The following is a 25,606-nucleotide window of genomic DNA, read 5'->3' on the forward strand; positions in this document are numbered from 1 at the left end:
CGAAGCATCTCTATTGCTTCGTCTGAGTAGTCTTACAACGAAGCGGTAGAGATGCTTCGACTTCGCTCAGCATGACGTTCCTGATATTCTGATTATGTTCCTCGAAATCTTTCTGTTTGAGCTGCGCTACCGCTTTAAGCGGCCAGCTACTTACATCTACTTTGTGCTGCTGGCCCTCATGGCCGGGCTGTTTATGCTGGCTGTGGCCGGCGTGTTTGGCGTGAACGTGACCATTGGGGGCGGCAGTGGCAAGATGCTGGCCAACTCGGCTTACCAGATCAACACCATTCTCACGGTGGTGAGCTTGTTTGGCGTGTTCATCACCTCCGCCATGATGGGCACGCCGGTGTTCCGCGACTTCGACCACCGCACCCACTCGCTCTACTACACGGCCCCCATCAGCAAGACCGGTTACCTCGGCGGCCGCTTCCTAGGCTCGTTTGTGGTGACGGTGCTGGTGTTCCTCGGCGCGGCCCTGGGAGCCTGGCTGGCCACGTACTGGCCTACTATTGAGCCCGAGCGGCTGGGCCCCAACGTGGCCGCCGCCTACCTGCTGCCCTACCTGCAACTGGTTATACCCAACCTGCTGCTGTCGGGGGCCATCTTCTTCACGGCGGCCACACTCACGCGCTCGGCCCTGGCCATTTACCTGGGCGGGGTGCTGTTCTTGGTGCTGTACACCATCAGCGGCACCCTACAGCAAGACCTCGACAACGACACGCTCAGCACTCTGCTCGACCCGCTGGGCGGCAGCGCCATCGACCTGACCCAGCGCTACTGGACGGTGGCCGAGAAAAATACCCGCCTGCTGCCCTGGAGTATCTGGCTGGTGCAGAACCGCCTGTTGTGGCTGGGTGTAGCCTTCACTACGCTGGCGGCCTGCTTTGCCTTCTTCCGGTTTTCCTTCGCCAACAAGGCCGACTCGGGTCCCCGACCCAAGGCCGGGGCACTAGGCGTGGCCGAGGCCGCCCCAAATCTGACGCTGCCCCGGGCAACCCCGCGCTTTACGGCGGGCCTGGCCTGGGCCCAGCTAAGCCGCCTGCTGCGGCTGGAGTTTTTCGGCACCGTGCGCAGCGTGTACTTCATCGGTATTGCCGGGGCTGGGGTGCTGTTTCTACTGGTTACCGGCATGCAGGTGGGCAAAATGTATGGTACCAACACCTTTCCCACCACGCCGGTGGTGGTAGAGCTGCTGGCCAGTACGTTTGCTTTGTTCCAGCTCATCATCATCACCTTCTACGCCGGGGAGCTGGTATGGCGCGAGCGGGATGCCAAGATCAACCAGATCTACGATGCTATGCCCATGCCCGCCTGGGTGCCGTTTCTGGCCAAGCTGGGCGCGCTGATGCTGATTCAGGTGGTACTGCTGGCCGTGGTGATGCTGTGCGGACTGCTGCTGCAGACCTTCAAGGGCTACTTCAACTACGAGCTGGGGCTGTACGTGCAGGAGCTGTTTGGCTTCCGCCTGGTAGGCATGCTGCTGCTGTGCGTGCTGGCTATGCTGGTGCAGGTACTGGTCAACAACAAGTACCTGGGACACTTTATCATGATCCTGTACTACGCCTTTAACCTGTTTCAGGGCACGCTGGGGCTGGAGCACAACCTGTATTCCTTCAACGGAGCCCCCAACACGCCGTACTCAGCCATGAATGGCTACGGGCATTTCGTGGGGCCGTTCCTGACCTTCAAGCTGTACTGGGCGGCGTTTGCCGTGCTGCTGGCCCTGGGCAGCGCCCTACTCTGGCCCCGGGGCACCGAAACGCGCTTTTCTTGGCGCTGGCAGCAGGCCCGCTTTAGCTTGTCGCCGGCCTTGGGCATAGTTGCTGGGTTGGCACTGCTGGCGTTTGCGGGGTTGGGTGTCTATATTTTCTATAATACCAACATCCTGAATGAGTACCGCACCTCCGACGACAACGATGCCCTGGGTGCGGCCTTTGAGCGCAAGTACAAGCACTTCGAAAAAGCCCCCCAGCCCCGCATAACGGCCGTGCAGGTGAACGTGGACATCTTTCCCCAGGAGCGCGACGTGCGCTTCCGGGGCTCCTACTGGCTGCTCAACCGCACCCGGCAGCCCATCGACTCGGTGCACCTGGTGGGCGCGGCCGAGGCTGAGGTAAAGCAGCTGGCCCTGAGCCGCCCAGCCCAACAGGTGCTGCACGACCAGGTGGGTGACGTCGACTACCGCATCCTGCGCCTGACCCAGCCTCTGCAGCCCGGCGACTCCGTGCAGCTGAACTTCGACTTAGCCTACACCAACCCCGGCTTCAAGAACAGCGGCTCCAACACCAGCATTGTGGAAAATGGCACGTTCGTCAATTCCCAGATGCTGCCCCACATCGGCTACCAGCCCGAGGCCGAGCTGTCCGGCGACGACACCCGCAAAGAGCAGGGCCTGCTCCCCAAGCCGCGCATGGCTCCCGTGGGCGACTCGGCGGCCCGCATGAATACCTACATCGGCAACGACGCCGACTGGATCCGGTTTGAGGCGACGGTGAGTACCTCACCCGACCAGGTGGCTATTGCCCCGGGCTACCTGCAGCGGGAGTGGACGGAGAAAGGCCGGCGCTATTTCCACTACAAGATGGACGCGCCCATCCTCAACTTCTACTCCTTCCAATCGGCCCGCTACCTGGTGTACAAGGACCGTTGGAAGGAGGTGCCCATCGAAATCTACTACCACCCGGGCCACGAGTACAACCTGAAGCGCATGGCCCAGGGCGTGAAAAAAGGCCTGGAGTACTACACCGCGCAGTTTGGGCCCTACCAGCACCGGCAGGTGCGCATCATCGAGTTTCCGGGCTACTCCTCGTTTGCCCAGAGCTTCCCCAACACCATTCCCTTCTCCGAAAGCATCGGCTTTGTGGCGGAGGTGGACTCTACCGACCCCAAGGACATCGACTACCCGCTCTACGTGACGGCCCACGAGGTGGCGCACCAGTGGTTTGCCCACCAGATTATTGGGGGCAACGTGCAGGGCGGCACGCTGATGTCGGAAACCCTGAGCCAGTACGGCGCCCTGATGGTGATGAAGCACCTCTACGGCCCTGACAAGATGAAGAAGTTTCTGCGCTTTGAGCTGAACTCCTACCTGACGGGCCGGGGCTTCGAGCGGAAAAAGGAAGTGCCGCTGTACCTGGTTGAAAACCAGCCCTACATCCACTACCGCAAGGGCTCCTTGGTGATGTATGCCCTGCAGGATTACCTGGGCGAGGACGCGGTAAACAGCGCCATCAAAGAGTACCGCGACAAAGTAGCCTACCAGCGGGCTCCGTACACCAACTCGGTAGAGTTTATCGGCTACCTGCGCAAGCACACCCCCGATTCGCTGCAATACCTCGTGACGGATTTGTTTGAGCGCATCACCCTCTATGAAAACAAGGTAGACTCGGCTTCTTACCGCAAGCTGCCCAACGGCCAGTACCGCGTGCAGTTCACGGTGGATACCAAGAAGGTCTACGCCGACTCCCTGGGCAACGAAACCGACGCCACCAACGCCCGCGACCTGATTGAAGTGGGCGTATTGGGCCGCAAAAAAGTGAACGGCCAGTGGCAGGATGTGCCCATGCTGGTGCAGAAGCGCCACCTGCGCCCCGGCCGCAACCGCCTGGAGTTTACCGTGCCCCAAAAGCCGGAACGCGTGGGCATCGACCCCTTCAACAAGCTGGTGGACCGCAACCCCGACGACAACGTGAAAGCGCCCGAGGAAAAGAAGGTATAGTGCCTGATCTGAACCTCTCCCGGAGCCCGGTCGTTCTGCGACCGGGCTTCTTGTTGGTGCGGCGGCCCAACTGCGGGCAACTCAAATCCGTAGCCTCACCCAAAGCCGGGCGGCGCGCAAGTTTGGCCCGACTTCTGCAAAGCGCCTTTGTACGGGCGGTTGCCCTCTTCCTCAGCCTTTCTCCATTTCGATATGAAACGTTTCGTCCTTCTCGCCCTCGCCTCTGCCCTCAGCTTTTCCGCTGCTCAGGCCCAAACCAAAATCAAGACCAAAGCCAAGGATGAAGACGCCTCGGTGAAGTCGAAAAGCACGGCCGGGCCGGTAGTGCTGGACGGGCCCATCAAGCGCGTGGAAACCTTGTCCGGCATCGACGTGTACCCCAACAGTAGCACCAACACTATCCTGCTGAGCTTTACCCAGCAGTTCACGGTGCCCGGTACGCTGGTGATGACCAATTACAAGAACGAACCGATTTATACCACTGCCCTGGACCCGCAGACTAACACCGGCCAGCCCGTGGACCTGGGCCGCATTCCGGCCGGCACCTACCTGGTAGAAGCCAAAACCGGCAACTATGTGTACTGGAAGAAGGTGCGCATCAAGTACCCCGCCGTATCGAGCAGCAGCACCAAAAACAAGCGTAGCCGCCGCTAGAGCGTGGTTTCAGAAACAGTCATGCTGAGCTTGTCGAAGCATCTCTACCGCTTCGTTGCAATGCTATTCAGAAGAAGCGGTAGAGATGCTTCGACTTCGCTCAGCATGACGTCCCAGAGAACTTCCAGTGCCTCCGCTGCCGCCCGGTAGCGGAGGCATTTTTTTACTGATAATTTCTGCCTGACCGGCTTTTCCCGTTTTTCCCGCAGATTGCGGCCTCAAGTGCCGCTCCTTCCCTCTCGTTTTTCTCCTTCTATGAAAACGCATTTTAGTCGTTTCCTTTTCCTGCTGGTGCTGCTCACGACTTTTACCGCCCTGGCAGCGCCCAAGCCTAAGCTCAAGAAAACCGCGCTGGCTGGCGGAATCACCGTGGGTGTGCCGGAGGGCTTTACACCTTTGCCCGACGAAGGCATTGCCGCCAAGTTTCCGGCCCCGCGCAAGCCCTTGGCCGTATTCACCGACCGGGCCGGCCGCGTGGATCTGAGCGTGGCCCAGAAGGAAACGCCCTTCGGCAGCGGCGACTATGGCCTGTTGCTGAAAATCTACAAGGCCAGCATTCAGAACATGTACACGAAGGTGACGTTCCTCACGGAAGACATCCGCACCATCAACAAGCGGGACTTCATCGTGCTGGAATTCACCTCCGAGGTAGCCGACACCCGCCGCAACAGCAACCTGGCGCCCATCCGTAAATATCAGCTGGTGCAGTACGCCATTGAGGGCAAAACCCTTACCGTTTTCACCTTCAATGCCCCAACTGAGGAACAGGCCCGTTGGCAGCCCGTGGCCCAGGCCGTAATGAGCAGCATATCGATGAAATAAGCGGTGAAACGGTGAGTTGCTGTCCTGTCAGTCCGCCAACCCACCATTTCACTATCTCACCATTTCACCTTGTATGACTCTTTCCCTGTATTCTGATGAGCACTACATGCGGGAGGCGCTGAAGCAGGCCCGCTACGCGCTGGAGGAGGAGGAAATTCCAATTGGGGCAGTAGTGGTGATGGACCGCCAGATTATTGCCCGCGCCTACAACCAGACCGAAAAGCTGCGCGACGTGACGGCCCACGCCGAAATGCTGGCCCTCACGGCCGCCGCCAACCACCTCGGCAATAAGTATCTGCAGGACTGCACCCTCTACGTGACGGTGGAGCCCTGCGTGATGTGCGCCGGAGCCTCCTTCTGGGCGCAGGTGAAGCGCGTGGTGTACGGGGCCCCCGAAGACAAGCGTGGCTACCGCCGCTACGGCAACCTGCTGCACCCGCGCACTGAGCTGGCCACCGGCATCATGGCCCTGGAGTGCGCTGCCCTGATGCAGGAGTTTTTCGCCCGCAAGCGCAAATAGGCTACTTTTGGCTGCGTTGGTCGGCCGGTACCGCAACCCCGGCCGCCCTTCGGCGGTTATACCCTGAACTCGTTTCTTCTTTCACCCTAACCCTACATTGCTATGGCTTTTGAATTGCCCCAGCTTCCCTACGCCTACGACGCCCTGGAACCGCACATTGATGCCAAGACCATGGAAATCCACCATACCAAGCACCACCAGGCCTACGTCACCAACCTCAACAACGCCATTGCCGGCACCGAGCTGGAAGGCAAGAGCCTGGAAGAGCTGATGCACAATATTGCGGCGGCCCCCGCGGCGGTGCGCAACAACGGTGGCGGCCACTGGAACCACTCCCTGTTCTGGACGGTGCTGGCCCCCAATGGCGGCGGTGAGCCCACCGGCGCCGTAGCCGAAGCCATCAGCAGCGCGTTTGGCTCCTACGAGAAGTTCAAGGAAGAATTCACCAAAGCCGCCACCACGCGCTTCGGCTCGGGCTGGGCTTGGCTGTGCAAGCAGCCCGACGGCTCCCTGCAAATCTGCTCCACGCCCAACCAGGACAACCCGCTGATGCCCGACACCGGCTGCAAAGGCACCCCTATCCTGGGCCTCGACGTGTGGGAGCACGCCTACTACCTCAACTACCAGAACCGCCGCCCCGACTATATTGCGGCCTTCTATAACCTCATCAACTGGGACGAAGTAAACCGCCGCTTCTCGGCCGCCAGCTAACCAGCCCGGTTCCCGGTTCATTTCACAAAAGCCTTTCTGCAGCCCGCGGAAAGGCTTTTGTGCGTTTAATGGCTAGGCAAAATACGGGGCCGCAGGCCGTCAGCGGACCGCCTATCCGGTTAGATTTCTTGTATATTTAGCAGCCTTTTTCCTCATATTCCCTCCAACCGCGTTCTGCATGAGTGTCAAGTTGCGGCTCATTATCCTGAGCTTTCTACAGTTTTTTATCTGGGGCTCGTGGCTGATAACCATTGGCGCTTACTGGTTTCAGACCAAGCAGTGGTCGGGGGCTGAGTTTGGCGCCATTTTCTCGACGATGGGCATTGCCTCCATCTTCATGCCCTCGCTCATGGGCATCGTGGCCGATAAATACGTGAATGCGGAGAAGCTCTACGGCATTCTGCACATCCTGGGCGGTATTGTGCTCTTTACGGTGCCCATGGTCAGCTCGCCCGGCACCATGTTCTGGGTGATGCTGCTGAACATGATTTTCTACATGCCCACGCTGGCGCTGAGCATTGCCGTATCGTACTCGGTGCTGAAAAGCCGGGGCGGCGACGTGGTGAAGGACTACCCGCCCATCCGGGTGTGGGGCACCGTAGGCTTCATTGTGGCCATGTGGACGGTGAGCTTGCTGGGCTTCGAGAAATCGGCCAACCAGTTTTACATAGCCGCCGGCGCCGCTATTCTGCTGGGCTTCTACTCGTTTACCCTGCCCGCCTGCCCGCCGCCGTCCAAAGATACACCCAGCCGCTCCTTGATTGATGTGCTGGGGCTGAAGTCGTTTGCTCTGCTGCGCGACACCAAGATGCTCACCTTCTTCCTGTTTGCTATGCTGCTGGGGGCGGCGCTACAGCTGACGAATGCTTACGGCGACACGTTCCTGCACGATTTCGACAAAGTACCGGCCTATAAGGACACGTTTGCCGTAAAGTATCCGGCCATCATCATGTCTATTTCGCAGGTTTCGGAGACGCTGTTTATTCTGGCTATTCCGTTTTTCCTGCGCCGCTTCGGCATCAAGCAGGTGATGCTGTTCAGCATGATTGCCTGGGTGCTGCGCTTTGGCCTGCTGGCTTTCGGCACCCCCGATTTCCCCGGCATCTCGCTGATTGTCCTTTCCTGCATCGTCTACGGCATGGCCTTCGACTTCTTCAACATCTCCGGCTCCCTGTTCGTGGAAACGCAAACGGCTTCGAGCATTCGGGCCAGCGCCCAGGGGCTGTTTATGATGATGACCAACGGCTTCGGGGCCGTGCTGGGCAGCTCCGTCAGTGGCATCGTCATTGAGAAGTACTTCACTGCCGCCGATGGGGTCACCAAGGACTGGCATGGCATCTGGCTGACGTTTGCCCTCTACGCCCTGGTTATTGCTGTGCTGTTCGTTGTCCTCTTCAAGCACAAGCACACCACCCAGCCCGCAGAGCACGAGCTGCCCGCGAAGCCCCAGCTGACGGTGGAGCAAGCCTGATTTACCTCTGAGATTATCAATTTTTACCGCCTGCTACCAGCCACCTGTGCCGGAGCAGGCGGTCCTTTTTCTTCCTTTTCTACCCTTCTATGCACCCCGATTTACCTGCTTCTGCTCCAACTGACTGGAGTAGTACATTTGATGAGGCTCATTATTTTTTACCCCTGGCGTGGTTTCATCAAGCGTTTGGCTTAGTGCCGCGCAAGCTCATTTTCCAGCTGGCCAACGCCGATGCCCGCACCGCCGTGCTAACGGCCCTGGCTGCCCGCTTCGATTTAGAAGTCGCAACCGTCGTTCATTCCGTTTACATCGAAAAGGCCACCAAAGAGCCCGAGCTGAATGTGTGGGCGCTTAACGTTGCTCCTCACTTGTTACTGCTCGTCGGCGACCATGGTACCTACAATGAGCGGGGCGTGCAGGTATTCTACTCCACCCACACCGCAGCGGAGGACCTGACTTTCGTACGTGAGCTGCTGATGGCTCATCTTGAAACCGGGCAGCAGGAGCGGCAGCGCATTCATGTACTGCGCCTGGCGTATAATGATCTGGAGTTTACTCCGCTCGAAATCAAAATTCCGGCGCTGGACCTAGCTACCCATTACAACGACGACTTGCTGCCGGCCCACAACACCATTGTACGGCGCTTGCAGCAGCCTCAGGACAAAGGCATCGTCATCCTGCACGGCCCGCCGGGCACCGGCAAAACCAGCTACATCCGCCACCTTTGCGGCCTCACCGACAAGCCCAAGCTGTTTATTCCGCCTAATCTGGCGGCGCGCATTGCCGACCCGGAGTTTATCAATCTGCTGCACGACAACACCAACTCCATCCTGATCATCGAAGACGCGGAAACCTTGCTCACGAAGCGCGACGCAGCGGGGGGCGGCCCCAGCGCCGTGAGCAACCTGCTTAACCTCTCCGATGGGCTACTGGCCGACTGCTTTCACATTCAGATTGTGTGCACCTTCAATACGGACCTTTCTCATATCGACAGCGCGCTGCTGCGCAAAGGCCGATTAATCGCCGCCTACCATTTTCAGCCGCTGGCTGAGCCCAAAGCTGAAGCCTTGGCCACCAGCCTTGGACAAGCCACGGCGCTGGGTGCGGCCACTGCTTTGGCCGATATTTACAATCGTGAGGAGCAGGAATTCGAAGTTGGCAAAGCTGCAAAGCGTATTGGCTTCGGGGCCCGTGAGCAAAAGCAATAGTCTAAATCTGGTATAAGACCAGTATATAAGTAGCACAAACAAAAAGCCGCCCTGGGAGACCCAGAGCGGCTTTTTAGCCTAAAGGCGTAGCTCAGCGCTTAGAACTGCTCGTCGGCTGAAAAGAAGAAGTCACCTTCGATCTGGGCATTTTCGTCGGAATCAGAACCGTGTACGGCGTTGGCTTCGATGCTCTTGGCGTATTTCTTCCGGATGGTGCCTTCGGCGGCCTGGGCCGGGTTGGTAGCACCAATCAGGGTGCGGAAGTCAGCTACGGCGTTGTCTTTCTCCAGGATAGCCGCTACGATGGGACCAGAGGACATGTACTTCACCAGGTCGCCGTAGAAAGGGCGCTCCTTGTGAACGGCGTAGAATTCGCCGGCGCGCTCGGGCGTCAGCAGTACTTTTTCAGGCTAACGATGCGGAAGCCGCCTTCCTCAATCATGCTCAGGATGCCACCAATGTGGTTTTCCTGGGTGGCGTCGGGCTTGATCATCGTGAACGTGCGGTTCGTGGCCATACTGTGGGTGTGGGGGTTTATCGTGAAGTGTGAAAAGGCATACGGGAATTGCGGCTGCAAAAGTAGGAAATCCGCGTTGTTAATGTGCTAATGTGGAGCAATGGGGAGAATGTGCTCATGTGCGCTATGTGTCATGGCGAGCGAAAAGCGACCATCCGTCCTGAACAGAACCAGACACGTGCTTCGGCTAGAAAGCCCCTGACACCTGCACACATCGGGGACTTGGCACATTCCCCAGAACGGATTGGCGCCGCTTGATGCGCGGAATGTCGTGCCTCCTCGCCATGATGGCCGCGTAACCATTCAGCCATTTAACCACATTAACCCCACCTTAGCACATTCTCCCCATTCGCAAAGCGCACCATTCCAGAGTACGGTTTGTTGAAACCCGGAATATTTCCGATTTTTGCGCCCTTGTATCCGGCCTAAACCGCCGGATTTCAGCCACCTATCAGCAGGCAATGCACGATACTAGCGCCCTGCGGGAGTTGCTCGCCCAACCCCGGCAGATTTTCATCACCACGCACCACAAGCCCGATGCCGACGCGCTGGGCTCGTCGCTGGGCCTGGCAGGCTACCTACGCAAAAAAGGGCATCACGTCACGGTGGTTACCCCGTCCGATTACCCCGATTTTCTGGCCTGGATGCCCGGCAACGACGAGGTAATCGTGTACGAGCCCACGCAGAACGACGCTCAGGTGCGCGACCTGCTCAGCCATTCGGACGTCATTTTCTGCCTTGATTTCAGTGCCCTCAGCCGCATCAACGAGCTGGGCGAGTACATCCGGGCGGCCTCGGGTACGAAGGTGCTTATCGACCACCACCAGGAGCCGGAGCAGTTTGCCAGCCTCGATTTCTCCAACGCCAAAGCTGCCGCTACGGCCGAGCTGGTGTTTGAAGTCATCCGGGACATGGGCGACCAGGACCTGATCGACAAAGGAATCGGGGAGTGTCTGTACGCCGGCATCATGACGGACACGGGCTCTTTCCGCCACCCCAGCACCTCGCGCAACGTGCACCTGATCATTGCCGAGCTGCTGAATGCGGGCATCGACCTCTCGGCCGTGCACCGCCGCATCTACGACTCGCACTCCGAAATGCGCCTGCGCTTTCTGGGCTTCGTGCTCAAGGACAAGCTCACGGTGCTGCGCGAGTTCAATACGGCCTATATTGCCATTACCCAGGATGAGCTGCGCCAGTACCAGTCGAAAACGGGTGACACCGAAGGCCTCGTGAACTTCGCGCTCAGCATTGAAGGCGTGGTCTTTGCCGCCATTCTCATCGACCGGGGCAACGCCGTGAAGATTTCCTTCCGCTCCGTGGGCGACTTCTCGGTAAGTGACTTCTCGCGGCGCCATTTCCAGGGCGGCGGCCACCACAATGCCGCCGGCGGTATCAGCTACGACCCGCTCCCGGCCACCGTGGAGCGCTTCCTGAGCCTGCTGCCCGAATATCAGACTCAACTCGTGACCAGCCCCTTGGCAGTTGCGCCGCCCGCGGCGTAACTTGCCCAAAATTTACGTTTACACCCTCTTCCTTTTTACATGCGTTTCAACAGCACTTTTCTGTACCTGGCTCTGGCTTCCGGTACCCTCAGCCTGGCTTCCTGTGAGAAGGGCAACAAGGGATTCGACAAAACCAAATCGGGTATTGAATACCAGCTTTTCGCCAACGAAGGCGGAAAGTATTCCCGCAAAGAAATAGCCGCTACCGATACGGCCTATAAGAGCCGTATTGGCAAAGTACTGGCCCTGAACGTGGAATACCGCACGGCCAAAGACTCCGTACTGTTCAGCTCGCGCAAGCAGCAGGGCACGCCCGTGATGGTGCCCCTGCAGGAACTGACGACCAAAGGCGGCCTGGAAGATGCTATTTCCCTGCTCCAGCCCGGTGACAGCGGCGTGTTCCGCTTCAACCTCGACACGATTTTCGCCAAGTCGTTTCGCGTGCCCGTGCCGCCTTTCATGAAGAAGGCCGGCAACATCATGACGGTGTACGCCAAAGCCACCAAGCTGATGACCCGCGACGAGGCCATGGTGGAGCAGCAGAAGATGATGGCCGTGCAGCAGCAGAAAATGATGGCCTACGCCGAGCAGCAAATGAAAAAAGACGACGTGGTGCTGCAGGACTACATCAAGAAAAACAACCTGAAGGCCGAAAAAGACGCTTCGGGCATCTACTACGTGATAGCGCAGCAGGGCACGGGCGCCAAGCCTAAGTCCGGCCAGACGGTTTCGGTACAGTACAAAGGAACCCTGCTCGACGGGAAAGAGTTTGACTCTTCAGCAAAGAGCAATGGGGGCAAGCCCATTGAGTTTCCGCTGGGCGTAGGCCAGGTGATTCCGGGTTGGGACAAGGGCATTGCCCTGCTCAACAAAGGCACCAAAGCCACGCTGCTTATTCCTTCTTCGCTGGCATACGGTCAGCGCGGTGCCGGCGCCGACATTCCCGCCGATGCGGTACTCCGCTTCGATGTGGAGCTGGTTGATGTGAAATAACGCAACCTTTTCCGGTTGTGGCATACTCTTCTTCGCGCCGCCCCAGTGGCGGCGCGAACTTTTCCCTTTCTTTTCCTATGACCCGCATTTCTTCCTTCCGTCGCCGCCTGCTCCTGCCTGCCCTGCTTTTAATGCTCGGAGCCGCCCCAGCTACGCTGCTTTCCAGCTGTGAATCTGATTATCAGAAGGAGACTGAAAAGCATACCGCCGAGCAGAAAGTCAAAGATGACGAGGCTATTCGGGCGTATCTGACGAAGAATAACATCACTAACTTCACCAAAACCGAATCGGGCCTGTACCTGGTGCCTATTACCGAAGGAACTGGCGCGCAGGTGGTAAAAGGCACCTCGTATCAAGTCAAATACATTGGGCAATTGCTCAACGGCACCAAGTTCGATTCATCCATCGATAATGGAAGCCCCTGTGGCTGTTTCAACGTGCTGGTGGGTGCCAATGGTGTAATTGCTGGCTGGGAAGAGGCCTTGCTACTGATGAAAATAGGCGACCGGAAAACATTGCTGATTCCTTCCTATCTGGCCTACGGCGCCAGAGAAAGTGGCATCATCCCCGCCGATTCTCCGTTGATGTTTGACATTGAAGTCCTAAGACAACGCTAGCCATGAAGCATCAGTCTATCCTGTGGAGTTTATTGCTGGGGGTGCTGCCGGTGGCCGCCTATGGCCAGACTGCGCCGGATACACTGAGTTTGCCCACGGGCATCCGCTATGTAGTACACACCCTGGGAACCGGCGCTGCGGGCCGTAATGGCAATACCGTGCTAGTGCACTACACCGGATTTCTGCCCGACGGCAAAATGTTTGAGTCGTCAGCCATAGAAGGACGGCCGGTGAAGGCCCACTTAGGCGAGCATGACGTTATTCCCGGCTGGGAACAGGTGCTGCCGCTGCTGCCCGCCGGCACCCGCGCCTGGGTGTACATTCCGGCCGCCCTGGCTTACGGCGCCAAAGGCGTGCGCGACCCCGACGACAACAAGCGCTACACCATCCCTCCCAATACCGATTTGCGCTTTGAGCTGAATGTGGTGAGGGTGAAGTAGAGCTTAGAGCTTAGAGCTTAGAGCTTAGAGCTTAGAGCTTAGAGCTTAGAGCTTAGAGCTTAGAGCTTAGAGCTTAGAGCTTAGAGCTTAGAGCTTAGAGCTTAGAGCTTAGAATGTATGCGAAGGGCCCCGCAATGGTTGTTGCGGGGCCTTTCTTTTAATCTTTTCTTTTTAATCTTTTCTTGGCTACTTCCTGCTCCGCTTAACCTTGTGCACGAAGCATCAAGTCACCAACTAAAAAGCCAGCACTTCTGAGAGCACGGCCAAGGAGCGAATTTCGCCCAGCTTCTCGACGTGGAGCTGGTAGTAGCGGATAAGCACCTGAAGCAGCTCACGGCGGACGCGGCCATTTGGAATAGTTGCCTGCGCCGGAGTGCGTAGCAGCTCATCGAAATACTGGTCGAACTCCTGAAAGCGCAATGCTACCGGGCCGGTGTCGGCGGCGGTGTTGGGCGCGGCACCGGCAAACGCTACCTGGGACGTAATTTCCTGCCCCGATTCGGCACCGAAGCCCAGGTAATTGGCTAGCTGCAGCAGAAACTCCAGCGCAAAGTTCTCAAAGCCTTCCGCCTGCTGGTCGAAGCGCAGAATGGAGTCGTGCAGAAAGCGGAACAGCGGCTCATTCTGCTCTTCCTCCTGCACCGTGCGGCCCACTACTTCCGAGAGAAACAGCACCACGCTACTCTTGCGCACATCGTAGGGAATGGCCGCGAACGGCTCGGCACACCGAAACTCCGACAGCCGCGTAATACCCCCCTGCCGCGACGTATAAGCCACCAGCTCCAGCAGCGTGAACGGCTGAAACAGCGCAATGCGGCCCGGGGGCTTGGCCTTGCGCACCCCATTCACCACGTACGACTGCAGCCCCAGCTGCTCCGTATACACCCGGGCAATAATGGACGTTTCGCGGTAGCGAATATAGTTGAGGACGATACCGCGGGTTTTGATGAGCATAAGACAGTGAGTGAATGAGTAAATGCGTGAATAAAGTGAAATGAGGGCTGCTGCAACAGCTCACTCATTCACCGCCTCACGCATTCACTTATTGTTCAACTACGGCAATTTTGCTGATGCAGCCGTTTTTGCCGTCGGCATCGGAGCTGAGCACCAGGTACACGCCCGACTGCACGCGGCGGCCGTTGTAGTCCAGCAGGTTCCAGGTGAGGGTACCGCCGCTGGCCCGCGTCTGGTACACCAGCAGGCCGCTTACGTCCGTAATCTTGACGATGGCGTTGTTGGCCAGGCCCGAAATACCCACCTGCCCGGTAAAGCTGCGGCGCACCGGGTTCGGAAACACCTTGGCGCAGGCCGGTGTGCCTTCCGTGATGGTGGACGAGCCCCGGTACGCTACCAGGCCGGCCTCCGTGGCCACGAAAACCTCCCCGGTTTTGTCGTTCACGGCCACATCCACGATTTTGTTGGAGGGCAGCGGGCTGTTGTCGGTGGTAAAGTGCAGCAAAGCCTCGTCGGCATCTTCATTGAAAAGCCAGAGGCCGGCATCGGTGCCGAACCACTTGCGGTTGCCGCCGTCCACGGCCAGGGTGCGCACGGTTTCGGTAAACAAAGCCGGGTAGTTGCTGCCCGCCCCACGCCGCACGATGGGCAGTCGGAAGCCGGGGTCATCGGCCGTGAACACCAGGCTGGGGTCGTCGTACACGGCCACGCCTTTGGCCGTAGCTATCCAGATGGCGCCGCGCCGGTCTTTCACAATGTCGTAGGTGTCACTGCCTTTCTCGGGCAGCCCGCCCGAGCTTTCGGTGAACGGGCGGTAGTTACCGGTAGTGGGGTCTACGGCCACGAGGCCGGTACCGTGGGTACGCGAGCGGGTAAGCCAGCCATTGCCGTACTCGTCCAGGGCAATGCGGTCCAGCGCCTCGGCCCCGGGAAAATACGGCACTGTGCGCCACTGCCCGGAAGCCGGCTTGAAAAGGTGCACACCCGATCTGTTAGGAAACTCCGGATGTCGGTTCAGCGCCCATACCTCACCGTCGGCGTTGATGGCCACATCCGTGATACGGGCATACCCAGGGTTATCCTTCAGGGCGCTAATGATGGGATTGGGCTGGTTTTCGGTGGGGTTGAAGAGCCGGAACTTGCCCAGGCCCTTCCACTCCAGCAGGCCATTGGCGTAGCTGCCCGCATACAGTGTGCCGTCCGCCGCGCGGACTCCCCGGGCCAGGTCCTGCGGGTCGGGGTACTGCGTCCGATCCGGGGTATTTTGGGGCGTGATGTTCGTCCACTTCCCATCCTTGAACTCGAAAAAGCCCTCGTGCTTGCCCGTTTGCAGGTAACGGTCAGAAAATCCCCCCGTGAAAACTGTCGTCCGGCCGCTGGCATCGGGCAGGATGTTGAAGGCGCTGGCCGTAGCGGGCGCATTGGTCACAAAGTTCTCGAACTGCTGCTTGTCCGGCGAAGATACCACCAGGCCGTTGCGGTTATCGGCAATGTACAGGCGGCCGTCGCGCCCGCGCGAAACGGCGCGCGGGTCGGCTACCAGTTCCGATGCGTAACTGACGCTGGAGCCATCGGCCCGCAGCACCGATACTTTCTCCTGATCTGCCACGAGCAAGCCCAGGCGCGAAGGCGTCAGCTGCCGGTAGGCCCTGCCCGACAGCGCCCCCAAGGCTATCCACTCGCGGCCGGTGAAGCGCAGCAGGTTGGTGTAGTCGAGGCCGGCGTATACGTGGCCATTCTGGGTGGCTATGGCGCGGTACGGGTCGCCGTCGCGCTGGCCGCCGCCGGGGTCGGTATTCCAGTTGCGGTAGTCGAGCAGGTTATCGGTGAGGCGGCCCCGCAGCACGCCGGCCGAAGAGGCCACGTACAGCGAGTCGCCCAGGATAGTGGAGGCGTACGTGCGCACGGCCGCACCGCCCGGCCCGATGTTGGAATACGTTTCGCGCACTTCCAGCCGGTCCATATCCAGCACTACCAAGCCAAAGCTGCCGGCGAGGTAGCCGCGCCTGGCATGAAAAGAAATCTGGTTGATGCTATTATTGCCCGCCAGCTGCTTGCGCAGGATATCGTTGAGGTTGCGGATGGAGCCGTTGGGGCGCAGCACGTCGAGGTTAGCGTTGCGGTAGGCCACCAGCACCTGCTGCGTCAGCGAATCGTAGGCCACGGTGCGCACGCCCACGTCGTGCAGGCCGTCGCGGCGGGAAAGCAGGCGGGTGGTGTGCAGCTCCTTCTCGAACACGAAGAAAGCGTCCTCGGCCGCTACGTATACCAGCGGGCCGGTGTCGGCCAGGGCCAGGGCACGATTGGTAGGCAGGTGCAGCTGCCAGTCACCGTAGCCTACGCTGCCCTGAGCTTGGCTGCGGGTGGCGCCCCAGTTGCACAGCCCGCCTATCACAAATCCAACTGCTAACGCACGAGTAAAAAGCCGCATCGAAGAAAGCTAAAAACCTAAGAAGTAGTGCAGCCTAACGCTGCGGCGGCCGGTTTAGTGCTGCGCCAGCACCTTAGTTGCGGTGGTTTCGTCGTCGGTGTGCTTGCCCTGCTGGCCTTCCAGGAAGCATACCCGGCAGCGGGCCTCGTAAGAGTCGGTTTCGCCCAGCAGAATCTTGCTTTCGGAGGCGGCAATGCGGAAAGAATAGGAAGCAATTTCCCCGCAGCACACGCACACAGCGTGCACTTTCGTCACGTACTCGGCCACGGCCATGAGGGCCGGCATGGGCCCGAAGGGCTGACCCAGGTAGTCCATATCCAGCCCGGCCACGATAACGCGCTTGCCGTGGTTGGCCAGCTGGATGCAGACTTCCACCAGCGAAGAGTCGAAGAACTGGGCTTCGTCTACCCCCACCACGTCGCAGCTACTAGCCAGCAGTAGCATTTCCTCGGGCAGCTGAATGGGCGTGGAGCGGATACTGTTGGCATTGTGCGACACCACGTTCTGGGCGTGGTAGCGCGTATCGAGGCCGGGCTTAAAGATTTCGACGTGCTGCCGGGCAATTTTGGCGCGGTTCAGGCGGCGAATCAGCTCCTCGGTCTTGCCCGAAAACATGGAGCCGCACACCACTTCAATCCAGCCCCGGCGGGGCATGTCGCGGGCATTGCCCACACGGGGTTCTATAAACACAGCGTTGTTTGTTGAGCGTTGCCGGAGGCCGGTTTCCCGGTACTCCTCGGAACATCTAAGGTACGACTTCCGGCCGGTAGGCTCAAAGCATACGCCCGACCTCGGTGCTTACCCACCACGAAATCAGGCAGTATGATTCTCCGGCTGCCCTCAGCTACTCCAGGTACTGCTGGTGAGGCAGCATCGTGGCCCGGGGCACCCGGCCGCTGACGTTCCCGGTTTCCAGTCGGGTCTGGCACATGAGGCGCTCCTGAGGCAGCAGGCGGCCGGCAGCCTGGTAGCGCAACTCCGGCGCGGTGGGTGGCGTTAGGAACTCCGCCCCCGCCGTCAGGGCTATGCGGCAGGTGGTGCAGCGGCCTTTGGCGCCGCAGGCGTGCATCCAGTCGTAGCCAGCGGCCTGCACGGCGGCCAGTAGCGTAGCGCCGGCAGGCACTTCCACCGTAGCACCGGGCAGGTTCTGCACCGTCAGTGTGGGCATCTTTCTCTAACTTTCCCGCCGTGAACCCGGCTTGCCATGAAGGACAAATATAGTCAACCTAAACTCGAAGCGTACGGCCAGAAGCTGGCTGCCCACCTCTGTCAGCGGCATTTTGGCCCCCAACCCGACGCCACCCTGGACGGGCCGGCCGTGCTGCGCTTTACCCCGGTGCGGCAAGTGAACCTGTTTGTGGTGCAGCAGCTGCTGACCAAGTGGACAACCGAAATGGCCCAGCTCCGCAGCCCGTATTTCGACTTTGAGGACGCGGAAGTGCGCCAGGCGCTTACCCAGCTGATGAACCTGCTTTCCCGGCGCATCCGGCTGACGCGGGAAGCGTTTGAGCCTTTGCTGGCCCGGGCCGTGACGGACACCCTGCGCGTGGCGGCCGAGCCGGCCGTGGGCTTTGATGAAAAGCTGCTGCCTGCGCAGCCGGCCGTGACGCGGGAGCAACTCCAGGAAGGGCTGCGCTACTTCGACGTGGAGAAACCGCTGTATCAGGGCTTCGTGGAGTCGTTGCCAGTGGGCACGGCCCTGGACCGTGAGCTGCTCAGCAGCCGCTTCCGGCTGTATCAGCAAACCAACTACCAGACGCTGCACCCCATGGAAACGGTGGTGAACGAGCTAAGCGCCCTGCTGCCCCTATCGGAAATTGACTTGCGCGAGGACGAAGCTGCTGTTCCTGCTGCTCCGGCTGCGGCTCCTGTTGCCGCCCCGCCAGCTCCGAGCCCGGCTCCGCGGCCAACTCCCTTGCCGGAGCCAGTTGTTGCCAAGTCTGCTCCCGCTCCGACTCCTGCGGCGGTAGTGCCGCCAGCTCCTATTCCCGCTCCAGTACCTGCCCCGGCACCCGCGGTTCCTCCGGCGGCGCCTGCGCCCACGGAAGTGCCGCTCTACGAAAAGCTGAAGGCTGAAAAGGCGGAGCATGCTACTCCCGGCCTGGCAGAAACGCTGCGGGCGGAGCGCCCGGCCACGGCCACTCTGGCCGACAAAGCGCCCAAGGTAGAATCCCTGCGCGAGGCTATTTCCATCAACCAGCGGTTCAGCTTTATCAATGAGCTGTTCAACGGCGAAAACATGGAATACCACGCCGCTATCCAGAAGCTTGATGCCATGCCCGATGCCGCTTCGGCCCGGCGCTATGTGCAGGAAGATCTGGCCAAACAGTACAGCTGGGTGCGCAAGGATGAGCACATCAACAAGCTGCTGCGACTGATTGACCGCAAGTTTGAGTAAGCCGGCCGGCCCGATGGATGCGTTGGCCCCGGGCTGGCCCCGCCTGCTGCGCCGGCACTGGCAGCGGCTGCTGTTGGTGTACGGGCTGGCGGTGGGCGTGCTGGCCGGCCCGGCCTACACCATGTATGTGCACTATGATTTCTCCCACTCCCTCGACACGCGCAGCTACCTGAGCGTGGCCCGGGGCGAGTTTCGGGATATCAGCATTACGCGCCGCTACCGGGTGCTGGTACCTGCCGTAGCGGCCGCTGTGGCCTGGCCCCTGGAGAAAGTATACGCCCGGGTGTGGCCGCAACGCGCTGCCTCGGAGTGGCCGTTGCGGCTGGCTTTCTACGTGGTAAACACCCTTGTGCTGGCCGGTGCAGGGCTTTTGTGGTACCGGGGCAGCCGCTGCTACGGTGCTACCCGCGAGGCAGCCGCACTGGCCATGCTGCTGGCCCTGAGCAGCCGCTGGGCCGTGTACATTGCCGGCCTGCCTATAGTCGACAGCCTGTACATGCTGGTGTTTGCGCTGGGGTTCTACGCAACGGCTAGTCACTCGCGGGCGGCGCTGGTAGCGTGCCTTCTGCTGGGCCCCCTGGCTAAGGAGTCGTTTGTGTTTCTGGTGCCCTGGCTGCTGGTATTTGGGCAGCGTGCGGGGCGGTGGCCGTTGCAGTTGGCCTGGCTGGCGGTATCCGGAGCACTTACCCTGGCTTTGCGCCACTGGATTGATGCCCAGGCTGCCACACCCGCCAGTGCCAGCGTGCACAATGCCCTCGACCATTTTGAAAATATAACCTATTCGCTGAGCCGGCTTTTTTCGGTGAAAGGAGCGGGCGAAATGTTCAGTGTGTTTGGGTTTGCTTCGCTGGCCCTGCTGCTGGTGCCTCCCCGGGTATGGGCGCGGCCGCTAGGCTGGACCGGTGCTGCTTTGGGAGCAGTAATAGGCGTGCATATGCTGCTTTCGAGCGATTTGGCCCGCATGGCCTACTTGTTTGCCCCGGCATTTACGGTGGCCCTGGCCCTGGTCATTACGCAGCTGCAACGAGCCTTTCAAAGCCGGCTACTGGCGTAATAGCAGTTGTGACAGGCTTGTTGCTGAAGATCTGAAGTGAAGGCTCGGGCCGCAAATAAAATCCTGTTAATCAGTTGGCTTACCCTGCTGCCTCCAGCAGCTGAAAGCCTGGTTGTGCTTCCGGAAAAGATATTTCATTCAATTGGTATTTAAGCTGAATATAATTCGGGCTAACGGATAATTTTTTCATTGTTTCTTACCTGTGCTACGCAACCGGCAATGGTAGTAGCTGAAAGGCTGTTGCCGGAATGAGGTTGCTTTTCGCTTGCGCGGTAAGCGTATAGCGGACGTGTGTCATAACTGAAAAATGCGCTTTTTTCGGTATTAAAGAGCGTTTTACTAGTTGCTTTCCAAGATGCAATGCTGGTATATTTGGTACCCCTCCAAGTACCGGACAGTCAGTTTTGGCTGGTTCTGCCAACTAACTCAGTTCTCAGCCGCTTCATTTAGGGTTGGCGGATTGTTGGTTTCGGTTCCTGGTGGTTTCGCGCTGCCCCTCTACCATAATCCCACCATAATGAACACAACCTCTACCCCCTCGGGCCGCTGGCTCGGGCGCTGGGCCCGGCTGGCCCTGGCCGCTGGTGCCAGCTGGCTGCTTCAGCCCAATGCCGCTCAGGCTCAGTGCAACCAGATTGTCTGGCAGGACGAATTTGACACCCCCGGCAACTTCGATAAGTGGCAGGTATACAACGGTGACGGCTGCAACGTAGGCAACTGTAACTTTGGCAACGCCGAGCTACAGGTGTACCGCCCCGCCAACGCCACCGTTTCGGGTGGCGTCCTGAACATTGCCACGCGCTACGAAAACTCCGTGGAAGGCGGGCGCACCTACAACTACACCTCCGCCAAGCTACAGTCGAAAGTGCCGGCTACGGGCGGGCTGCAAACGTTTAAGTACGGGCGCATTGAGGCCCGCATGAAGCTGCCTTCGGCCCAGGGTGCCTGGCCCGCGTTCTGGATGCTGGCCGACCCCGGCAACTGGCCTTACACGGGTGAAATCGACATCATGGAGGCCAAGCACAAGAACCCCAAGTCGGTAGGTGGCACCATCCACTACGACGCGGGCGGCTGGCACTTTACCGGACGCGACTACCTTTCCACAGTCGATTTGTCGCTGGATTTCCACGTGTACGCCGTGGAATGGGGCCCCGATCAGATTAAGTGGTATGTGGATGGCAACCTGTTTCACACGGCCACGCCCAAAACCACATTCGCCGGCGGCTGGCCCTTCAACGACGGCAACTTCTACATCATCCTGAACACGGCCGTGGGTGGCCCCGGCACACCGTACACCGGCAACCAGCAGCCTACTCCCTCGGATTTCCCCGTGAACACGCAGGTCGACTACGTGCGGGTGTACAAAGGCACCTACAACTATGCCGTGTTCGGGGCCGATCAGGTACACCAGGGCGACCAGAACAAAACCTACCGCATGGACGCCATTACCGGCGGCACCTACACGTGGTCGGTGCCCAGCGGGGCCACCATCACCAGCGGGCAGGGCACCAACGCCATTCAGGTGAACTTCGCCAGCGGGGCCGTGAGCGGCAACGTGACGGCCTCCGTAGCCGTGAGCGGCTGCGTGGCGGCAACCTACACCAAGGCCATTACCGTGACGCCCGCCCTGCAGCTGGACCGCGTGTATGAGGACTACGAAGCCAACCGCGTCATCACCTACAGCACCACCACGGGCACGCTCACGCAGGCCGTGACCAACCCCTCTACCGTCATCAATACCTCGGCGAAGGTGGGCAAGTACGTGCGTAACTCCAGTGAGCAGTACGACGTGATGTACGTGCGCAACCTGGGAATCAGCAACGCCAACGACTTTATTGCCGGCCGCCGCAAGGTGTTCATCGACGTGTACTCCACGGCGCCCGCGGGCAGCAAGGTCACCATGCAGTTTGAGAACAGCCAGGTAACCACGGCCATTAACTTTCCTTTGGGCCGGCACAGCGCCTACAAAGCCTTTACCACCCGTCAGAATGCCTGGGAAACGCTGGAGTTTGAGTTTGAAAAGTCGCTTGACCCCGGCACCAGCATCTACTCCATCGACAACGTATCCTTCCTGTTTCAGCCCGCCACCAACTCCGGCGCCACCTTCTACCTCGATAACCTGCTGATCAGAAAGCAGCCCGAGGCGGCCGTGGTTTCGACGGAAGTGCTGCTCAACTACGACGGCACCAGCAAACTGACCTTCAACGCGGCCGGCACCAACGGCGTGTACACGGCCCCTACGGCCAACCCCGGCGCGGCGGGCGTCAATACCTCGGCCAACGTGGCCAGGTACGTGCGCAACTCCACCCAGCAGTACGATGTGCTGTTCCTGGATGCTGGCTCCCCCGGCACCGTAATTCAGGATGCCGCCCTGTTTAAGAACCAGACCTACCAGCTGCAGGTGGATGTGTACACTTCGGCACCCGTGGGCACGCCCATCAACATCACCCTGCAAAACAAGACGGCTGCGGCCCCACTGAACTCGTTCCCGGCCGGCCGCAACAGCACCTACCTGGCCAATACCACCAAGCAAAACCAGTGGGAAACGCTGACTTTCGCCTTCAACACCGCGCCCGACGCGGGCACTGCCAACGTGGCCGTCGATCAGCTGGCGGTGCTGTTCAACAGCGGCCTGTACACCGGCGAAACGTACTACATCGACAACATCCGTATTGCCAAGAAGGCCACACCAACTTACTCGGCGGCCACCACCTTCGAAAACTATGACGCCATCCGGAACCTGTCTTTGCGCAGCGCCAACGGTACGTACGTAGCCGCTGCCAACAACCCCTCGGCTTCGGGCATCAATACCTCAGCGAAAGTGGGCCAGTACACCCGCAACACAGCCTCGCAGTACGATGCCCTCACGCTGATCAGCTCGCAGATCAAGGACGGCAGCGCTTATGTTTCGGGCCAGAAAGTGTTTGCCATGGACGTGTACACCTCGGCGCCGGTCGGCACGGTGGTGTCGTGGCAGCTGGAAAGCAGCACGGCCTCCACGCCCGGCAACTACCCTTCGGGCCGGCATAGCATCTACCAGTCCGTCGTCAAGCAAACCAACGCCTGGCATACGCTCACCTTCTCCTACGCCAACTCGCCCGACGCCGGCACTGCCGACGCGGACATCGACAACGTGGTGATTCTGTTCTCCCCGAATTCCACCAACGGCTCGGTGTTCTACATCGACAACCTGCGCAGCTTGTCGGCTGGCACCACGCCGACCAACGCCGCGCCTACCGTTAGCCTGACTTCCCCAGCCAATGGAGCCAGCTTCACGGCTCCGGCTTCCATCACGATTAATGCTAATGCCGCCGACTCCGATGGTACGATCAGCAAAGTGGAGTTCTACAACGGCACCACGCTGCTGAACACGGACACGACCTCGCCCTACTCCTACACCTGGACCGGCGTAGGTGCGGGCACGTACTCTCTCACGGCCAAAGCCACGGATAATGCCGGCGCGGTAACCACCTCCACGGCCGTTAGTGTCACGGTTACGTCAGCCCCCACGGCGCAGGCCATTCCGGGCACGATTCAGGCCGAGAGCTACACGGCCCAACAGGGCACGGACAAGGAAACCACGACCGACACGGGCGGGGGCCAGAACGTAGACTGGTACGAGACGGGCGACTGGCTCGACTACTCGGTCAACGTGGCCGCTGCGGGCCAGTACAGCGTGGGCATCCGCGTAGCCTCGGCCAACGGCGGGGCTACCCTGCAGCTGCGCAACAGCGCCGGCACAGTGCTGGGCTCAGTGAACGTGGGCAACACGGGCGGCTGGCAGAGCTGGCAGACGCAGACCACCACGGTCACGCTGCCGGCCGGGGTGCAGACCCTGCGCCTGTTTGCTTCGGCCTCCACGGGCACGAACGTGAACTGGCTCAGCTTTGCGGCTGTCACGACCAACACCCCGCCCACCGTCAGCCTGACCTCGCCCACGAATGGTGCGACCTTCACGGCCCCGGCCAGCATCACTATCAACGCCAACGCGGCCGATGCCAACGGCACGGTCAGCTCCGTAGCCTTCTACAACGGCACCACGCTGCTGGGCACGGACACGTCTTCGCCTTACTCCTTTGCCTGGACCGGCGTGGCCGCGGGTACTTACTCTATCACGGCCCGCGCTACCGATAACGCCGGGGCGGTGACGACCTCCTCGGCCGTGAGCGTGACGGTAGGCAACGCCCCAAGCGGGCAGACCATTCCCGGCACGATTCAGGCGGAAAGCTTCTCGGCCATGCTCGGCATCCAGACCGAGACGACCACCGACACGGGCGGGGGGCTGAACGTGGGCTACATCGAAGCCGGCGACTGGCTCGACTACGCCGTGAACGTGACCACGGCCGGTCAGTACACCGTGGGCTTCCGGCTGGCCAGCGAGCCGGGCGGAGGAAGCCTGCAGCTGCGCAACAGCGCCGGCACCAGCCTGGGCTCCGTAACGGTTGGAGCGACCGGGGGCTGGCAGAGCTGGCAGACGCTCAACGCCACCGTAACCTTGCCGGCCGGCGCACAGACTCTGCGCCTCTACGCCACGGCCGGGGGCCTGAACGTGAACTGGCTCAGCTTTACGGCCGTGACCACCAATACCCCGCCCACCGTGAGTTTGACCTCGCCGGCAAGCGGCGCGACCTTTACGGCTCCGGCTTCGATTACGATTAACGCCAACGCGGCCGATGCCAACGGCACCGTGAGCAGCGTAGCTTTCTACAACGGCACCACGCTGCTGGGCACGGACACGTCTTCGCCTTACTCCTTTGCCTGGACCGGCGTGGCCGCGGGTACTTACTCTATCACGGCCCGCGCTACCGATAACGCCGGGGCGGTGACGACCTCCTCGGCCGTGAGTGTGACGGTCACTGGCGGTTCCTCCAGCGGCTACTGCGCCGTGACGACGGACTTCAGCTACAAGGCCGTCAGCAGCGGGGGCAACCTGACCATCACCTTCCACCCGCTGGGGGCCACGGCCGGCGGCAACCTGGCCCTGCTCTACCTGCGCCAGGGCACGAGCGGTGCTTACCCAGGCTACACCATGACCAAGAACGCGGCCGGGGACTTCACCTACACGCTGCCCATGGCCACGGGCACGGTGGTTAACCTCTACTTCACCTACCAGGTAGGCGCCGGGGGCCCCGAGCGCAACAACGCGGCCACGCCCTTCTCCTACACCGTAGGCACAGCTTGCAACCTGCAGGCTCGTACCGGCACTGCCCTGGCAACCAACGCCGGCAGCACGACCCTGGCCAAGCTCTACCCCAACCCGGCCACCAGCCGCCTGCGGGTAGAAACCCTTGTGGCCGCCGAAACGCTGGTCGTTACCGACGGCCTGGGCCGGGTGGTACTGCAGCAGAAAGTGGCAGCGCGGCAGCTGGTTTCTGAGCTGAACGTCAATGGTCTCCGCCAGGGCGTGTACTTCCTCACCATCCGGGGCAGCCAAGGCACCGAGGTGCAGAAGTTCGTCAAACAATAAACGGGGCCAGTACCCGTCAGGTAAAAGGGCCGCAGACATAGTCTGCGGCCCTTTTTATGTACTAACAGAAAGGCTGCTACCCCCAACAGGTACAGTCTTTTATGAAAAGTCCGACCTATGGATTCA

Annotated in this window: 18 protein-coding genes and 1 pseudogene; 14 read left to right on the forward strand and 5 right to left on the reverse strand. The window is 60.2% G+C overall.

Going from position 1 to position 25,606, the window contains the following annotated elements:
• The first annotated feature begins 94 nt into the window (after positions 1-94).
• From LRS06_RS06205 to LRS06_RS06235, 7 genes are all read left to right on the forward strand, one after another.
• Positions 95-3,718: a M1 family aminopeptidase gene (locus tag LRS06_RS06205; RefSeq protein WP_257870689.1), complete on the forward strand. Its 3,624-nt coding sequence runs from the start codon at positions 95-97 to the stop codon at positions 3,716-3,718.
• Positions 3,719-3,910: 192 nt separating this feature from the next.
• On the forward strand, positions 3,911-4,372 hold the full coding sequence (locus LRS06_RS06210; RefSeq protein WP_257870690.1) for a T9SS type A sorting domain-containing protein: 462 nt from the start codon (positions 3,911-3,913) through the stop codon (positions 4,370-4,372).
• A 255-nt stretch (positions 4,373-4,627) separates the two neighbouring features.
• Positions 4,628-5,194, forward strand: coding sequence for a hypothetical protein (locus LRS06_RS06215; protein WP_257870691.1), 567 nt, complete (start codon positions 4,628-4,630; stop codon positions 5,192-5,194).
• Positions 5,195-5,267: 73 nt separating this feature from the next.
• Positions 5,268-5,714, forward strand: a complete 447-nt coding sequence (locus LRS06_RS06220; RefSeq protein WP_257870692.1) for a nucleoside deaminase — start codon at positions 5,268-5,270, stop codon at positions 5,712-5,714.
• A 102-nt stretch (positions 5,715-5,816) separates the two neighbouring features.
• Positions 5,817-6,425 carry a superoxide dismutase gene (locus LRS06_RS06225; protein WP_257870693.1) on the forward strand — a complete coding sequence of 203 codons (609 nt, stop codon included), beginning with the start codon at positions 5,817-5,819 and terminating at the stop codon, positions 6,423-6,425.
• Between the two features lie 178 nt (positions 6,426-6,603).
• Positions 6,604-7,896, forward strand: a complete 1,293-nt coding sequence (locus tag LRS06_RS06230) for a nucleoside permease (protein ID WP_257870694.1) — start codon at positions 6,604-6,606, stop codon at positions 7,894-7,896.
• An 89-nt stretch (positions 7,897-7,985) separates the two neighbouring features.
• A complete protein-coding gene (locus LRS06_RS06235) occupies positions 7,986-9,104 on the forward strand; it encodes an ATP-binding protein (RefSeq protein WP_257870695.1) in 1,119 nt (372 codons plus the stop codon).
• 98 nt (positions 9,105-9,202) lie between these two features.
• On the opposite strand, the pseudogene LRS06_RS06240 reads toward LRS06_RS06235, so the two are convergent.
• A pseudogene (locus LRS06_RS06240) lies at positions 9,203-9,621 on the reverse strand (nucleoside-diphosphate kinase).
• 461 nt (positions 9,622-10,082) lie between these two features.
• Here LRS06_RS06240 and LRS06_RS06245 point away from each other — a divergent pair.
• The 4 genes from LRS06_RS06245 to LRS06_RS06260 all read left to right on the forward strand — a co-directional run bounded on the left by LRS06_RS06245 (position 10,083) and on the right by LRS06_RS06260 (position 13,176).
• Positions 10,083-11,126, forward strand: coding sequence for a bifunctional oligoribonuclease/PAP phosphatase NrnA (locus LRS06_RS06245; protein WP_257870696.1), 1,044 nt, complete (start codon positions 10,083-10,085; stop codon positions 11,124-11,126).
• A gap of 39 nt (positions 11,127-11,165) precedes the next feature.
• Positions 11,166-12,119, forward strand: a complete 954-nt coding sequence (locus tag LRS06_RS06250; RefSeq protein ID WP_257870697.1) for an FKBP-type peptidyl-prolyl cis-trans isomerase — start codon at positions 11,166-11,168, stop codon at positions 12,117-12,119.
• Positions 12,120-12,196: 77 nt separating this feature from the next.
• Positions 12,197-12,736, forward strand: a complete 540-nt coding sequence (locus tag LRS06_RS06255; protein ID WP_257870698.1) for an FKBP-type peptidyl-prolyl cis-trans isomerase — start codon at positions 12,197-12,199, stop codon at positions 12,734-12,736.
• A 2-nt stretch (positions 12,737-12,738) separates the two neighbouring features.
• Positions 12,739-13,176 carry an FKBP-type peptidyl-prolyl cis-trans isomerase gene (locus tag LRS06_RS06260; RefSeq protein WP_257870699.1) on the forward strand — a complete coding sequence of 146 codons (438 nt, stop codon included), beginning with the start codon at positions 12,739-12,741 and terminating at the stop codon, positions 13,174-13,176.
• Positions 13,177-13,410: 234 nt separating this feature from the next.
• On the opposite strand, the gene recO is transcribed toward LRS06_RS06260, so the two are convergent.
• From recO to LRS06_RS06280, 4 genes are all read right to left on the reverse strand, one after another.
• The gene (gene recO, locus LRS06_RS06265) at positions 13,411-14,130 is read right to left on the reverse strand and encodes a DNA repair protein RecO (RefSeq protein WP_257870700.1); all 720 of its coding nucleotides are present in this window, start codon (positions 14,128-14,130) and stop codon (positions 13,411-13,413) included.
• A gap of 88 nt (positions 14,131-14,218) precedes the next feature.
• A complete protein-coding gene (locus tag LRS06_RS06270) occupies positions 14,219-16,525 on the reverse strand; it encodes a T9SS type A sorting domain-containing protein (protein ID WP_257870701.1) in 2,307 nt (768 codons plus the stop codon).
• A 90-nt stretch (positions 16,526-16,615) separates the two neighbouring features.
• Positions 16,616-17,251, reverse strand: a complete 636-nt coding sequence (locus tag LRS06_RS06275; protein WP_257870702.1) for a thymidine kinase — start codon at positions 17,249-17,251, stop codon at positions 16,616-16,618.
• Between the two features lie 154 nt (positions 17,252-17,405).
• Positions 17,406-17,729, reverse strand: a complete 324-nt coding sequence (locus tag LRS06_RS06280; protein WP_257870703.1) for a (2Fe-2S)-binding protein — start codon at positions 17,727-17,729, stop codon at positions 17,406-17,408.
• Positions 17,730-17,765: 36 nt separating this feature from the next.
• Between LRS06_RS06280 and LRS06_RS06285 the strand changes: the two genes are divergently transcribed.
• From LRS06_RS06285 to LRS06_RS06295, 3 genes are all read left to right on the forward strand, one after another.
• Positions 17,766-18,959, forward strand: a complete 1,194-nt coding sequence (locus LRS06_RS06285) for a hypothetical protein (protein ID WP_257870704.1) — start codon at positions 17,766-17,768, stop codon at positions 18,957-18,959.
• 13 nt (positions 18,960-18,972) lie between these two features.
• Positions 18,973-20,013 (forward strand): hypothetical protein, encoded by a 1,041-nt coding sequence (locus LRS06_RS06290; protein ID WP_257870705.1) that lies wholly within the window; start codon positions 18,973-18,975, stop codon positions 20,011-20,013.
• 517 nt (positions 20,014-20,530) lie between these two features.
• The gene (locus tag LRS06_RS06295) at positions 20,531-25,480 is read left to right on the forward strand and encodes an Ig-like domain-containing protein (protein WP_257870706.1); all 4,950 of its coding nucleotides are present in this window, start codon (positions 20,531-20,533) and stop codon (positions 25,478-25,480) included.
• Positions 25,481-25,606 lie beyond the last annotated feature (126 nt).

Source organism: Hymenobacter sp. J193, from assembly GCF_024700075.1.
GTDB lineage: Bacteria > Bacteroidota > Bacteroidia > Cytophagales > Hymenobacteraceae > Hymenobacter.

Coding starts and splice junctions, on each gene's coding strand:
- LRS06_RS06205 (WP_257870689.1), top strand. CDS start 95: ATGTTCCTCGAAATCTTTCTGTTTGAGCTGCGCTACCGCTTTAAGCGG.
- LRS06_RS06210 (WP_257870690.1), top strand. CDS start 3,911: ATGAAACGTTTCGTCCTTCTCGCCCTCGCCTCTGCCCTCAGCTTTTCC.
- LRS06_RS06215 (WP_257870691.1), top strand. CDS start 4,628: ATGAAAACGCATTTTAGTCGTTTCCTTTTCCTGCTGGTGCTGCTCACG.
- LRS06_RS06220 (WP_257870692.1), top strand. CDS start 5,268: ATGACTCTTTCCCTGTATTCTGATGAGCACTACATGCGGGAGGCGCTG.
- LRS06_RS06225 (WP_257870693.1), top strand. CDS start 5,817: ATGGCTTTTGAATTGCCCCAGCTTCCCTACGCCTACGACGCCCTGGAA.
- LRS06_RS06230 (WP_257870694.1), top strand. CDS start 6,604: ATGAGTGTCAAGTTGCGGCTCATTATCCTGAGCTTTCTACAGTTTTTT.
- LRS06_RS06235 (WP_257870695.1), top strand. CDS start 7,986: ATGCACCCCGATTTACCTGCTTCTGCTCCAACTGACTGGAGTAGTACA.
- LRS06_RS06245 (WP_257870696.1), top strand. CDS start 10,083: ATGCACGATACTAGCGCCCTGCGGGAGTTGCTCGCCCAACCCCGGCAG.
- LRS06_RS06250 (WP_257870697.1), top strand. CDS start 11,166: ATGCGTTTCAACAGCACTTTTCTGTACCTGGCTCTGGCTTCCGGTACC.
- LRS06_RS06255 (WP_257870698.1), top strand. CDS start 12,197: ATGACCCGCATTTCTTCCTTCCGTCGCCGCCTGCTCCTGCCTGCCCTG.
- LRS06_RS06260 (WP_257870699.1), top strand. CDS start 12,739: ATGAAGCATCAGTCTATCCTGTGGAGTTTATTGCTGGGGGTGCTGCCG.
- recO (WP_257870700.1), bottom strand. CDS start 14,130: ATGCTCATCAAAACCCGCGGTATCGTCCTCAACTATATTCGCTACCGC.
- LRS06_RS06280 (WP_257870703.1), bottom strand. CDS start 17,729: ATGCCCACACTGACGGTGCAGAACCTGCCCGGTGCTACGGTGGAAGTG.
- LRS06_RS06285 (WP_257870704.1), top strand. CDS start 17,766: ATGAAGGACAAATATAGTCAACCTAAACTCGAAGCGTACGGCCAGAAG.
- LRS06_RS06290 (WP_257870705.1), top strand. CDS start 18,973: ATGGATGCGTTGGCCCCGGGCTGGCCCCGCCTGCTGCGCCGGCACTGG.
- LRS06_RS06295 (WP_257870706.1), top strand. CDS start 20,531: ATGAACACAACCTCTACCCCCTCGGGCCGCTGGCTCGGGCGCTGGGCC.